Origin of the sequence: Cryobacterium sp. TMT1-3, from assembly GCF_004402315.1 — a bacterium.
GTDB classification, from domain to species: domain Bacteria; phylum Actinomycetota; class Actinomycetes; order Actinomycetales; family Microbacteriaceae; genus Cryobacterium; species Cryobacterium luteum.
Window position 1 is genome coordinate 145,892 of the sequence record NZ_SOFW01000006.1, and the last position, 12,769, is coordinate 158,660.

At 64.5% G+C, this 12,769-nt stretch carries 13 protein-coding genes; 6 read left to right on the top strand and 7 right to left on the bottom strand.

The annotated features are described in order from the left end of the window. Positions 1-19 precede the first annotated feature (19 nt). Both E3O25_RS01225 and E3O25_RS01230 read right to left on the bottom strand, forming a co-directional pair. Positions 20-1,261 (bottom strand): D-alanyl-D-alanine carboxypeptidase family protein, encoded by a 1,242-nt coding sequence (locus tag E3O25_RS01225; RefSeq protein ID WP_134360258.1) that lies wholly within the window; start codon positions 1,259-1,261, stop codon positions 20-22. Between the two features lie 4 nt (positions 1,262-1,265). Then, complete coding sequence (locus E3O25_RS01230; protein ID WP_134360259.1) at positions 1,266-2,123, bottom strand: RNA methyltransferase; 858 nt, start codon at positions 2,121-2,123, stop codon at positions 1,266-1,268. A gap of 130 nt (positions 2,124-2,253) precedes the next feature. Here E3O25_RS01230 and E3O25_RS01235 point away from each other — a divergent pair, with 130 nt between their 5' ends. Both E3O25_RS01235 and E3O25_RS01240 read left to right on the top strand, forming a co-directional pair. Next, on the top strand, positions 2,254-3,177 hold the full coding sequence (locus E3O25_RS01235; RefSeq protein WP_092107910.1) for a Sir2 family NAD-dependent protein deacetylase: 924 nt from the start codon (positions 2,254-2,256) through the stop codon (positions 3,175-3,177). Between the two features lie 6 nt (positions 3,178-3,183). Next, positions 3,184-3,837, top strand: a complete 654-nt coding sequence (locus E3O25_RS01240) for a histidine phosphatase family protein (protein WP_092107908.1) — start codon at positions 3,184-3,186, stop codon at positions 3,835-3,837. Positions 3,838-4,007: 170 nt separating this feature from the next. Here the strand turns inward: E3O25_RS01240 and E3O25_RS01245 are convergent, their stop codons facing one another. Together E3O25_RS01245 and E3O25_RS01250 are read right to left on the bottom strand one after the other, a co-directional pair. Then, the gene (locus E3O25_RS01245; RefSeq protein ID WP_092107906.1) at positions 4,008-5,081 is read right to left on the bottom strand and encodes a glycosyltransferase family 1 protein; all 1,074 of its coding nucleotides are present in this window, start codon (positions 5,079-5,081) and stop codon (positions 4,008-4,010) included. Beyond that, a complete protein-coding gene (locus tag E3O25_RS01250) occupies positions 5,078-6,013 on the bottom strand; it encodes an alpha/beta fold hydrolase (RefSeq protein WP_092107904.1) in 936 nt (311 codons plus the stop codon). The genes E3O25_RS01245 and E3O25_RS01250 overlap by 4 nt, the downstream gene beginning before the upstream one ends. A 116-nt stretch (positions 6,014-6,129) precedes the next feature. Here E3O25_RS01250 and treS point away from each other — a divergent pair, with 116 nt between their 5' ends. From treS to E3O25_RS01270, 4 genes are all read left to right on the top strand, one after another. Beyond that, positions 6,130-7,827, top strand: coding sequence for a maltose alpha-D-glucosyltransferase (treS, locus tag E3O25_RS01255; RefSeq protein ID WP_092107902.1), 1,698 nt, complete (start codon positions 6,130-6,132; stop codon positions 7,825-7,827). A gap of 128 nt (positions 7,828-7,955) precedes the next feature. Continuing rightward, positions 7,956-8,645, top strand: coding sequence for a GAF and ANTAR domain-containing protein (locus E3O25_RS01260; RefSeq protein ID WP_092107900.1), 690 nt, complete (start codon positions 7,956-7,958; stop codon positions 8,643-8,645). A 36-nt stretch (positions 8,646-8,681) separates the two neighbouring features. Continuing rightward, complete coding sequence (locus tag E3O25_RS01265) at positions 8,682-9,386, top strand: GAF and ANTAR domain-containing protein (RefSeq protein ID WP_370448699.1); 705 nt, start codon at positions 8,682-8,684, stop codon at positions 9,384-9,386. Between the two features lie 94 nt (positions 9,387-9,480). After that, positions 9,481-10,167 (top strand): exonuclease domain-containing protein, encoded by a 687-nt coding sequence (locus E3O25_RS01270; RefSeq protein ID WP_092107896.1) that lies wholly within the window; start codon positions 9,481-9,483, stop codon positions 10,165-10,167. Positions 10,168-10,240: 73 nt separating this feature from the next. Here the strand turns inward: E3O25_RS01270 and E3O25_RS01275 are convergent, their stop codons facing one another. From E3O25_RS01275 to glgA, 3 genes are all read right to left on the bottom strand, one after another. Further along, entirely contained in the window at positions 10,241-10,492 is a 252-nt protein-coding gene (locus tag E3O25_RS01275) for a type B 50S ribosomal protein L31 (RefSeq protein ID WP_092107894.1), read from the bottom strand. A 207-nt stretch (positions 10,493-10,699) separates the two neighbouring features. After that, entirely contained in the window at positions 10,700-11,482 is a 783-nt protein-coding gene (locus E3O25_RS01280) for an ABC transporter ATP-binding protein (protein ID WP_092107892.1), read from the bottom strand. A gap of 97 nt (positions 11,483-11,579) precedes the next feature. Then, positions 11,580-12,761 carry a glycogen synthase gene (gene glgA / locus E3O25_RS01285; protein WP_092107890.1) on the bottom strand — a complete coding sequence of 394 codons (1,182 nt, stop codon included), beginning with the start codon at positions 12,759-12,761 and terminating at the stop codon, positions 11,580-11,582. Positions 12,762-12,769: the final 8 nt, after the last annotated feature.

The window sequence follows — 12,769 nt, forward strand, 5'->3', positions numbered from 1 at the left end:
CGGCAGGTCGCTCTGAGCGTCAGCCCGCCGCGAGTTCGCCCGGGTGCCCCATGCGCCAAGCTGGGCCGGGATCGGTCAGGCCCCGGTGCAGTTCGAGCGGCACGGTCACCGTCGTCGGCGTTCCGGTCCCGATCGTGAACGACACCTCCCCCACCTCGTCGCCGGCCCGGGCGAGCTGCACGTCGGCGGCCGCCGCGGCGCCGCTGATCGGTGAGTCCGACCAGACCAGAACGGATGCCGCCCGCTCGGCGACGATGTCACTCACGTCGCCCCACTCGGTCGTGTAACTGCCGAACACGGCACCGGCTTCAACCAGCGCGACCTCGTGAAACCCGGGCTGCACGCTCGTGATCAGCGCGGAAATCGCAGAATTGAGCTCGGAGTGCGTTTCACCGTCCAGCACCACGCCGACAACGGTGACCGTGGTGGTTCCGACGGTGAAGTCGGTCGAGAACAACAGGCAGGCGCCGGCCACATCCGTCGTTCCCGTCTTGATGCCGTCGACGCCATCACGGCCGAGCAGCTTGTTGGTGTTGGTGATGGTGCCGATGACGGGCAGGACCGCCGCAGGAAGGGCCACGATCTCGGCGAGGGCCGGGTGGCCGACGACGAGCTTGCCGATTTCCACGAGGTCAGCCGGACTGCTCACGCTCGACGAGGAAAGGCCGCTGGTGTCGGCGACACTGGTCTGGTCCAGCGAATTGTCAGCCAGCCAGGCCTTCGCCGCTGCCAGGTAGTTGTCGATGGATCCGTAGGCCCACACCGCGAGGGACGCCGCATAGTTGTTGGCCGACGGCAGCAGCATCGCCTCGAATGCCTCCCGCTGGGTGAGCACCATTCCGGACACGACGGGAGCCACCGAACCGTTTTCGGCGATCACGTCGTAGTAGATGTCCACGTCGGCGTCGGTGAACGTGATGTCGGGCCCAGCCTCGCCGGCACCGAGCGGCTTCGCATCGAGGATGACGAGTGCGGTGACCATTTTGGTGATACTCGCAATCGGCACCGTGTCCTGCGCGCCGCTCGACGCCAACACGCCGGGAAGACCGACAGCGCCGATGGCGCTCGCACCGAAGGACGGCCAGGTCGGGGCGGCCATCGGCTGGGTGAGGTCGGCGGGCTGCACGAGGGCCGCGGCGCTCACGGGTACGGGAGCCAGAGTGGTGGCGCCGACATATCCGACGCCGCCCAGCACCAAGAGAACAACGCTGAAGACGGCCAGTCGCCGACGTTGGAGGACTACGCGACGGGAGGGAGACATCCGTTCAGCCTAACTTCTTCGCGTCGTTCATCGGGTTCGCCGACGTCACGAACGAATGCGCAGAGCGTAGGGCGTAGAGCGCGACGGCACTCGCGGATGCCACGTTAAGCGAATCCACACCGTGCAGCATCGGTATGGTCACCACCGTGTCGGAGGCAGCCAGGGCGTGCTGGCTGAGCCCGTCGCCTTCGGCACCGAGGATGATCGCGAGTCGCTCGGGTGGCGCCTCGGCGAACACGTCGAGCGACACCGCTGCGTCGGAAAGCGCCAGGGCCGCCAGGTGGAAGCCGGCCGCGTGCAACAGCGGGGTGGCAACGCTCCATTCCGGCAGGCGGGTCCACGGCACCTGAAGCACGGTGCCCATGCTCACGCGCACGCTGCGTCGATAGAGAGGGTCTGCGCAACGCGGGGTGATCAGCACCGCGTCGGCACCGAGCCCGGCCACGGATCGAAATATCGCACCGACGTTGGTGTGGTCCACGATGTCTTCCAGGATCACAATACGGCGGGCGTCGGTCAGGAGCGCCTCGACCGGCTCGAGCGCTGGCCGGTGCATGGCGGCGAGGGCGCCCCGGTGCAGGTTGTAGCCGGTCAGCTGTTCCAGCACGCTCGCCTCACCGACGTAGACCGGCACGTCCGGCCAGTCGACGAGCAGTCGCTCGGCATCGGGCATCCACTGTTCCTGAATGAGCAGGGAGCGGGGCCGATGCCCGGCGTTCAACGCCCGGGCGATGACCTTGGGCGACTCGGCGATGTACAGACCGCCGGCCGGTTCCAGAACCCGACGGAGGGCAACATCGGTCAAACGCGAATAATCGGCGAGACCCGCAGTGGACAGGTCGGTAATGCGGGTGATCTGCACGAAAACATGCCTTTCGAGATGAGTGTTGAGCCCAAGCCTGACAGGTGGGTAGTCAAACAGGAAAACAGACGAGTTTAGAATCAAGGGGCGAGCAATAGTTCGTATTCGCCTTGGCCCGAAAGGAGCGCCGATGACTGCCGACTCGGCTTCGCCCCGCGACACGGTACTGGTCGATGCGCTCGAACCGTCTGACGCTCCCGATACCGCCGCCGCGCTCGCCTCGGCGCTTGCCCTCGATTCCGAGCGCGCAGTGGATGCCGTCGCGACGTTGCTGCGCGGCAAACGTGCCGCAGTGCTCACCGGAGCCGGTCTCAGTACGGATTCCGGTATTCCGGACTATCGCGGCGAGGGTGCGCCGACGCGCACCCCGATGACTTTTCAAACCTTCGTCGCCGACGAACGATCCCGTAAACGCTACTGGGCCGGAAGCCACCTGGGCTGGCGGGTTTTCCACCGGGCCGAACCCAACCTGGGACACCGATCTTTGGTGCAGTTGGAGAGCGCCGGCGCTATCGCCGGGGTCATCACCCAAAATGTCGACGGCCTGCACACCCGCGCCGGGTCGCTCCATGTGGTCGAGCTGCACGGATCCCTCGACCGGGTCATCTGTCTGGCCTGCGGTCAGGCGTTCGGGCGCGACAGTATCGCCGCTCGCCTCGAGACCGACAACCCGGTGCTGCGCAACCCGGAGAGCATTCAGATCGCCCCCGACGGCGATGCCGATGTGGGAAACATCGATGACTTCGTCGTGCCTGACTGCACCGTCTGCGGCGGCATGCTCAAGCCCAATGTCGTCTTCTTCGGTGAGCTCGTTCCCACGGAAACGTTTCTGGAGGCATCCGCTTTGATTTCGGGTTCCGACGCCCTCATCGTGGCTGGATCGTCGCTGGCCGTGAATTCTGGTATTCGGCTGGTGGAGCAGGCTCGTCGGCGCAAGCTGCCCATCATCGTGATCAACCGTGGGGTGACCAAGGGTGATGGGCGCGCCCTGCACAAACTCGAGGCCGGCACCTCCGAAACCCTCGCTGCCCTGGCCGCCCGACTGCTGGGCTGACCCCGTTTGTTCACGGAGCGAATCACCACGGTCGAGGGTGAACCGGCGACGACATCGTTCTCCATCGTGCGCCATGGCCAGACGGACTGGAACCTGCACCATCGAATTCAGGGCAGCACAGACATTCCCCTGAACGCCACGGGGCGAGCAGAGGCCGTCGCCGCAGCGATGCGCCTTGCCGGCCGGCGCTGGGATGTCATCGTGACCAGCCCGCTGCTGCGTGCGGCAGAATCTGCTCGGATCATTGCCGCTGAGCTTGGCCTGAACGATCCACAGGTCGTTGCCGCGCTCACCGAACGCCACCACGGTGCCATTGAGGGACTCACCTTCGCTGAACGTCAGCTTCGCTTTCCCGATGGTGTGGCCGTTCCCGGGCTGGAAACTCGGCGAGACGTCGTTGATCGCGTGCTTGTGGCCCTTGCTGCGCTTGCCGATGGGCGGGCGGGCCAGCGCGTGCTTGTGCTCAGCCACGGCGGGATCATCGGCACCCTGCTGCGTCACGTTACCGCGGGTGACCGGCCGAGGCACGGTGAATTCATCGCCAACGGGTCTGTGCACGATTTTCGGTGGCAAAACGATCAGCTACTGCTGACGCATTTCGATGCGACGACTCGCCTGCCGGGAGATCGTGGCGATTTTCCAGCGTCGCCCGTACTCTAACCCGGCACCCCACCGCACGGATGCCGCGCGTCACGCTGGACTTGCGCCAATGCGCGGGAGAATGGGGCTGGACAAAACTCCAGCGCGACGCAAGGCGCTCGACCTGCGCCGTTGCGCGCGAATTGCGCGTCCCGCGCAGCGGCGCAGCTCCCGCGCGGCGTGAATCGCAGCTACGGAGTCGTCGAAACGGTTCCCTCGAGCACCCCGAGCAGGGTTCGAGCCGAGGCTTGCCAGGTGAAACGGGTAGCCTGGTCGATCGATCGAGCCGAACGGGCAGCCCACTCCCCCGGGGCTGCCAACTGATGCACCGCTCCAGCGAGTGCATCCGCACTCCTCGGATCGAAGTACAGCGCGGCATCGCCACCGATCTCCCGAAAGATCGGAATGTCGCTGACGATGACTGGGATTCCCAGGCTCATCGCCTCAACCAACGGAATTCCGAAGCCTTCATCGAGCGAAGCGGTCACAAGCGCGGTCGCCGAGCGCAACAGCCGGTGATATTGCTCATCGCTGACCCCGTCGTGGAAGACGAGGCGGGCCTGGGGTGCCAGCCGGCCGAGCCGGTCCCGTTCGGTCGACGTCACCCGACTGAGCAGATGCAGTTCGTAGTCCGGCAGGTCGGCCAGGGCCAGAACGAGCGTGTCGAGGTTCTTGTACGGCATGAAGGAACCCATGTAGATCAGTCGGGTCGTTTCCGGAATGCTCCGGTGACCGGGCAGACCCGGTGCGGGATCGGCGGCGTTGGGCACCACGGTGACGGGCCGCCGCGTCAGGTGGTGTTCCCTGATCAGTGAACGCGTGGTCTCGGAGACCGTCACGACGCCGTCGGCGCCGTTCAGCAGCATCCGTTGTGGCCACCAGGACAGGTGGTAGGCCCGCCAGAGCAGGCGGATGAACGGGGCCAGATCGCGCGGCGGTGTGCGGTTACGGTAGTAGATCAGGTCGTGCACGGTCAGGAACAACCGATACTTGCGGCCCCAGGACCCCATCGTCTGCATGGGGCTGAAGACGACGTCGGGTTTCAGCCGATTGACCGACAGCGCGACGAGCGGTTCGAACAGGCTGGTCGGTGCGCGCACCAACTGCCAGGGCAGAGCCGGAAGCATCTTCAGCTGGCGATGATCGCTGATCAACATGATGAGCGGATGCAGGCGGCCCAGTTCGGTGACCAGCCCCGCCGTATAGCGGCTGATGCCGTCGTGTTGATCGAGGCGCACATAACGGCAGTCGACGACAATCCTCACAGCGGTCGCTCCGCCGCGAGGAAATCCCGAATGCAGGCTGCAGCCGGTTTCGGTTTTTCGTAGTGGATAAGGTGGCCGACATTCTCGATGACCCGCAGCGTCGCGTTGGGAAACAACGTTTTCAACCGGTACTGGGCGGCCAGGGGTGTGATGTCATCTTTATCGGCGGCGATCAGCAGCGTCGGTTGTCGAATCTGTGCGGCGAATTCGCTCACGTCGTGGCTGACCGAGGCGGTGAAGGCGGCCATCACGACCTGACGATTGGCGAAAGCACTGAAGTAACGGTCGTGCTGATTGTGAATCCAGCGCCGTAGCTGCGCATCATGAGTCTTGGCCATGCTCACGCTCATGACGCGCACGATGGCACGGTTTTGCAGCAGCGCATAACCCCAGCGCTCCGGCAAGGTCGCAGCGGCCCAGTAGTAGAAAACAGCCAGACGGGTCAGTATGCCGCGCGGCCCGGACAGTGCCGGAGCGGCGATCGGGTTGACCAGGATGACCTCGTCGACCGCCAGTTTGTCGGCGACGGCGGCAGCGACCACGATCGAACCGAAGGAATGGCCCAGCACGACCACCCGACCGGTCGGGGCCAGTACCCGAAGGAAGTCCTGTAGCCAGCCGACGTAGGCCGACAGGGAATGTGTGCCATCCCGAAATGGAGCAGACTGGCCGAATCCGGGCAGGTCGGGTGCCACGATGCGCAGGTCGGGTGAGCTTGTGGCGTCGCCGAGCATCTCGGCCACGACCAGCTGCAGGCCGTGGTGATCGCCTCGAAAGCCGTGCACCAGCACCAGCGTGGTGGTCGCAGCCGGATCGCCGTACTCCCAGTACCGCGTGTCACTCGCCCGGCGTTCGATGCCGGGAACGGATGCGGTGAGCTCGCGCACCGGGAGGCTCTGCAGGAGCTTGTCGTAGGGAGAAGAAACGATCATCGGACCTAGTTTAGGCGCGAGACTTGCGCAAGGCTGGACGTGCACCGGGGTGGTCGATCTAGACTCGAGCCACTATCTGCATCGAGAGAGCCCTTCGCGGGGACGGAAGGACTGCCGTGAGCTTCACCGCACCCATTCAGCTGCCCGGATTGGCCCTCGATCCGCGGTGGTATCGCCGTGCCGTCTTCTATGAGGTCATGGTTCGATCCTTTGTGGACAGCAATGCCGACGGCTCGGGCGACCTTTCCGGCCTCGTGTCGAAGCTCGACTACCTGCAGTGGCTCGGCATCGACGCCCTGTGGATTCCGCCGTTCTTCAACTCTCCGCTCAAGGACGGCGGATACGATGTGGCCGACTACCGCACGATCCTGCCCGAATTCGGCACGCTGGAGGAGTTCAAGGACCTCGTGACCAAAGCGCACGAGCGGAATATGCGCATCGTGATCGATTTTCCGCTGAATCACACCTCGGACCAGCATGAATGGTTCCAGCAGTCCCGTGAGGACCCCGACGGCCCGTACGGAGATTTCTACGTGTGGAGCGACACCGACGAGCGGTACCCCAACATTCGCATCATCTTTACCGACACCGAAGAATCGAACTGGGCCTTCGATCCGGTGCGCCGACAGTTTTTCTTTCACCGTTTCTTCTCACATCAGCCCGACCTCAATTTTGAGAACATGGCCGTTCAGGAAGCCATCTTCGATGTCGTGCGCTTCTGGCTGGACCTCGGCGTCGACGGCTTTCGCCTGGACGCGATCCCGTACCTGTTCGAATCCGAGGAGGGCAATGGCGAGGGTGAGCCGCCGACGCACGAGTTCGTCAAGCGACTGCGCTCCATGGTGGATCGGGACTACCCCGGCCGGGTCATGATCGCTGAAGCCAATCAGTGGCCGCGGGAAGTCGCCGCGTTCTTCGGCACCGAAGACGAACCGGAATGCCACATGGCCTTCGATTTTCCCGTGATGCCGCGCATCTTCTATTCGCTGCGCTCCCAGCAAGCCAACGAATTGGTGCGGGTACTCTCCGAGACGACCGACATTCCCGACGGCGCCGGCTGGGGCGTGTTCCTGCGCAACCACGACGAACTCACCCTGGAAATGGTCAGCGAGGAATACCGGCAGGCAATGTATGGCTGGTATGCCTACGACCCGCGGATGCGCGCGAACATTGGCATCCGCAGGCGGTTGGCGCCGCTTCTCGACAACTCTCGGGCGGAGCTGGAGCTCGCCCACGCCCTGTTGTTTGCCCTGCCGGGCAGCCCGTTCCTCTACTACGGCGACGAGATCGGCATGGGCGACAACATCTGGCTGCCCGACCGGGATAGTTCCCGCACCCCGATGCAGTGGACCCCGGACCGCAACGCCGGTTTTTCCGATGCCGACCCGGGCAAGCTGTTCCTGCCGATCGTGCAGTCCCTGGTCTACAATTTCACGCAGACCAACGTGGAATCCCAGCTGGCCCAGTCCGGTTCGCTCCTGCACTGGATCCGTAACGTGATCCACGTGCGCAAGGCACACCCCACCTTCGGGCTCGGCACGATCCGCGTGTTGAAGACCAACCACGAATCGGTGCTCGTGTTCACCCGTAGCTACGCCGGCTCTGGTTCCATCTTCGGCGATCAGCCGGAATCCGTGATGTGCGTCTTCAGCTTTTCGCACAATCCGGTCGCCTTCACCATCGAGGATGTCGACATGGCCGGCACCCGGCTCTATGACCTGTTCGGCGGCGCTGTCTTTCCCAGTTTCAACGAGGAGGGCGCCCTCACCCTCACCCTCGGGGCGCAGAGTTTCTACTGGCTGCATTGCGGCTGACGTCAGGAGCGCCAGCGGGCGGCGATGACCGCGGGTGCGAAATCACTCAACTTTTCTCTTTATTACGGCTCCCAGCAGACGTATTCTTGGGCTAACGAAGCAATCGCCCAGGGTCCGGAGGCCGGTCGATGGCAGCATGGTCGAGTTCAGACGGCGGAGTCGAGGACACGGCGCTGTGTGCCCATTTTCTCTCCTCCCTACCGGTCGACGGTGCTGCCGTGTCAGTTTTCGGTGGCGCAGTCCCCGAAACCGTCGTCTGCGCCACCGACAACCTCGCCGCTCGCCTGGATGAACTGCAGTTCGACCTGGGCGAGGGCCCGCGGTGGGTGGCGGCGCGCACCAGACTTCCCGTGTTGGAACCCCGGGTACGTGAGGGGGCTCACCCGCTGTGGCCGGTCTTCTCCACGGCACTGATGGACACCGTCGTCGAAGCGCTCTACGTCTTTCCGCTCACTCTCGGCGCACTCGATGTCGGAATTGTCGAGTTGTACAGCCGAACGCCGGGGGTACTGGATCGCACGGACCGGGCCAGAGCCTTAGTGCTGGCCAATAAGACGGCCTGGAACCTGCTCGATCGCCTGCTTTGCGTGCAGGAGTCACCGGCCGTCGGAGACGCTGGTTTGGCCTCCACGGCATCGCCCCTGTCGCGGCGGGAAATTCACCAGGCGACCGGCATGGTGCTGGTGCAGATGAACATCACAGCAACGGATGCTCTGCTCGTGCTTCGCGCGCACGCCTTCTCCCACGGCAAGACGGTACGCACGATCGCGGGTGACGTGGTCGCCAGACGGCTGCACTTTTCACCGGTAAATGATTGAAAATTTAGAAAGGTCACAGAATCACTGATGGTCACCATGACTCGCGCCTCCCGGGTGAGCGCCGCCTTCGTGAAGTTGACGGACACTTTGGTTGGCGAATATGACGTTCTCGACGTACTGCACACCCTGGTGGAGGAGTGCGTGGAACTGCTCGACGCCACCGCGGCCGGTCTACTCCTGGCCGATCCCAGCGGGGAACTCCAGGTGGTAGCGTCCACGAGCGAGGAGAGTTACCTCGTCGAGGCGCTGCAGCAGCAGGCCGGTGCCGGCCCCTGCGTGGACTGCTATCTAACCGGCAAGGTCGTTACGATGGGCGACATCGCCGCCTCCGGCGACACCTACCCGGACTTCAAAGCGGCCGCTCTCTCGCAAGGCTTTCGTTCGGTGCACGCCATTCCGATGCGGGTTCGCCATCGGGCGATCGGTGCGCTCAATCTGTTCCGCACCGAAACCGGCGACGTCACCCCCGAAGAGGCAGCGATCGGACAGGCCATGGCCGATGTCGCGACCATCAGCATCCTTCAGGAAAGCACCGTGCGCGAGGACGCCGTCGTCAACGAGCAACTGCAGCGGGCCCTCAACAGCCGAATCCTGATCGAACAGGCCAAGGGCGTCATCGCCCAAATCAGTTCCGTCGACATGGACGAAGCCTTCAAACGACTGCGAGCGGATGCCCGCGCGCGCAACCACACGATGCGCGAGAGTGCCGAAAATGTCATCAGCAGACGAATCCAGCTCTAAACGTCAGCTCTGATGTTGCGCCCCGCGCACGCCGTTGGGGCGTACCCGGCGGGCGGCGCGGATGCCTGTCGGTGGTCGCCCCTAGGGTGGAAGTATGAGCACCTGGAGCGATCACCTCGCCGTATTCGACCTTGAAACCACCGGCATCGACGTGGAAACCTGCCGCATCGTGTCGGCCACCGTCGCCGTTCTCGACGCGAGCGGCACGGCCGTTGAGCGCATCGATTGGCTGGTCGATCCAGGTATCGACATTCCGGCCGGCGCGACCGGCGTGCACGGCATCACCACCCAGCAGGCCGTGGAGCACGGCCGCCTCGCGTCGGAAGCCGTGGCGGAGATCGTCACGGCCCTCCGCGGGCATCTGAGCGACGGTCTGCCCATCGTGGCCTATAACGCCCCGTACGACCTCACCCTGCTCGACCGTGAGGCTCTGCGCTACGGCATTGCCCCCCTGGCCTCGCCCAGTCCGATCGTCGATCCACTGGTCATCGACAAGGCCGTCGACAAGTATCGCAAAGGAAAGCGCACCCTCGCGGTCACGAGCGCGTTCTACGGCGTGGCTCTCGACGACGCCCACGATGCCGGGGCCGACGCGATCGCGGCCGGCCGCGTCGCTCAGGCGATCCACCGAGCGCACGCAGGCGCCCTGCCCACGACCCTCGACGAGATGCATTCTCTGCAGGTCACCTGGTACCGCCAGCAGGCGGAAAGTTTTCAGGAATACGTCCGACGCGGCCGCGATCCTGAATTTCTGGCGGACACCGCCTGGCCGCTGCGCTAACTCACTGCGCGGAATCGATACGAAGAAGGCGACCAGCCGGAGCTGGTCGCCTTCTTCGCTGTAAAATCTGGTGCTATTTGCCGAAGCCCTTGTAACGCGAGTTGAACTTCTCGACACGACCGGCGGAGTCCATGATGCGCTGCTTACCCGTGTAGAACGGGTGCGACTCGGAGGAGATTTCCACGTCGATGACCGGGTATGTGGTTCCGTCTTCCCACTCGATGGTTTTCTTGCTGGAGACCGTCGAACGAGTCAGGAAGGTCGCGCCGGAGGCGAGGTCGCGGAACACGACGGCAGCGTACTCGGGGTGGATGTCAGACTTCATGAAATTTCCTTTTGCACTTCTGGTGAACAGACTTGTAACTGGTCACAGTGCTGTTCGTTTATGGGGCCCCGCCCGCCATGCGCAAAGCAACGACGGCAAGCTGGGTGGCCAGATGGCCAGCCACTTACCTTAGCAGACATTGCTTTGGCAGAAATTGTCCTGGCAGAAATTGATGCGGCTGAAAGCCGAGCTGTTCGGATGCTCGGTTCAGAGCGCCCGGGCCGAGTAACGACCGTCGGTCTCGGTGAGTTCGATGTTAAGACCAAATGTCTCGCTCAACGCCGTCGCGGTGAGTGCCTCACCGATCGGACCGGCCGAGACGACCTGCCCGCCCGCCAGCAGCAGCACATGGGTGAACCCGAGCGGAATCTCTTCGACGTGGTGCGTGACCATGATGATGGCCGGCGAGTTGGGCTCCTGTGCGAAACCGCTGAGCAGCTGCAGGAGCGATTCGCGAGCGCCGAGGTCGAGGCTGGCTGCGGGCTCATCGAGCAGCAGAATCTCCGGGTCGGTCATGACGGAGCGGGCGATCTGCACCCGCTTCTGCTCGCCGTCGCTGAGGGTGCCGAACTTGCGGTCGGCGAGGTGGTCGAGTTTCCATTCCTGCAGTACGCGCTGGGCGCGGCGTTCGTCGATGGTCTCGTATTCTTCGTTCCACCGGCCGGTGACGGAGTAAGCCGCCGTCATGACGACGTCGAGCACTTTCTCGTTGCCCGGCACTTTGCGGGCCATGGCGGTCGAGGCGAACCCGATTCGGGGCCGCAGCTCGAAGACATCCGTTTCGCCGAGTGTCTCATCGAGCACTTCGGCCTGCCCACTCGACGGGTGCATGAAGGCGGCGGCGATCTGCAGCAGGGTGGTCTTGCCAGCGCCGTTCGGCCCGAGGATGACCCACCGTTGGTCGTCGTCGACGCTCCAATTCACTGAGTCGAGGATGGTGGTGCCACCCCGGACGACGGAGACGCCGGTGAAATGCAAAACGTTGACCATACAGCCATGTTATCGGGCGGCGCCAGTGCTGAAATACGCCGGGCCGTCGCGGCGACCGGCCCAGTGCCAGTGCCAGCGCCAGTGCCAGCGCCAGTGATCAGAGCAGGGACGCGTAGATCTCGCGAGTGCGAGTGGCGATCTGGCTCCAGCCGAATTCGTGCTCGGCCCGCAGGCGACCGGCGCGCCCCATCTCGGCGGCACGGGCAGGGTCGCTCACAACCTCGGTGAGGATGCGGGCGAGGTCGGCGACAAACTGCTCGGGATGCAGCGGGGTACCGGTGCCGTCCGTGAGTTGCTCGATCGGTACCAGGCGCCCGGTTCGGCCGTCGGCGACGACCTCGGGTATCCCTCCGGTGGCCGTGCCGACGACGGCGAGGCCACAGGCCATGGCTTCGAGATTGACGATTCCGAGGGGTTCGTAGATTGACGGGCAGACGAAGACCGTGCCGTGGGTCAGCACCGCAGCGAGCTCTGGCTGGGCGAGAAGCCGGTTGATCCAGACGACGCCCGACCGTTCGCGCTGCAGGGCCTCGACGCCGGCGGTGACTTCGGCGAGAATGCCGGGAGTGTCGGGCGCACCGGCGCACAGTACTAACTGCACCTCGGGCGGCAGCAGCGCCGCAGCGCGCAGCAGGTAGGGCAGTCCCTTCTGCCGCGTGATGCGGCCGACGAAGACAACGGACGGCCGGTCCGGATCGATTCCCAGCCCGCGCACGAAATCAGCGTCCAGCCGGGGCTTCCAGCGCTCGAGGTCGATGCCGTTGTACACCGTGTGCACTCGGCCCTCATCGAGTGCCGGGTAGCTGCGCAGGATGTCGCGGCGCATGCCGTCGCTGACGGCGATGACGGCATCCGCTGCCTCGAAGGCCGTTTTCTCGATCCAGCTCGACACACGATAGCCGCCGCCGAGCTGCTCGGCCTTCCACGGGCGCAGGGGCTCAAGGCTGTGGGCGGTGACAACGTGCGGGATGCCGTGCAGCATCTGGGCGAGGTGCCCGGCCGCGTTGGCATACCAGGTGTGTGAGTGCACCAGATCGGCACCGGCGGCGTCCTGGGCCATCTGCAGGTCGACGCCCAGCGTGCTCAGGGTGGCGTTGGCATCGACCAGCTGTTTCGGCACCGCATAGGCGAAGGTATCAACGTCTGAGCGGGGCGCACCGAAGCAGCGTACCGAGACGTCAATGTCTTCGCGGAGCGCTCGTACGAGCTCCGTGACGTGCACTCCCGCTCCCCCGTAAATCTCCGGGGGGTACTCCTTGGTCATCAAATCCACTCGCATGGAGCAAA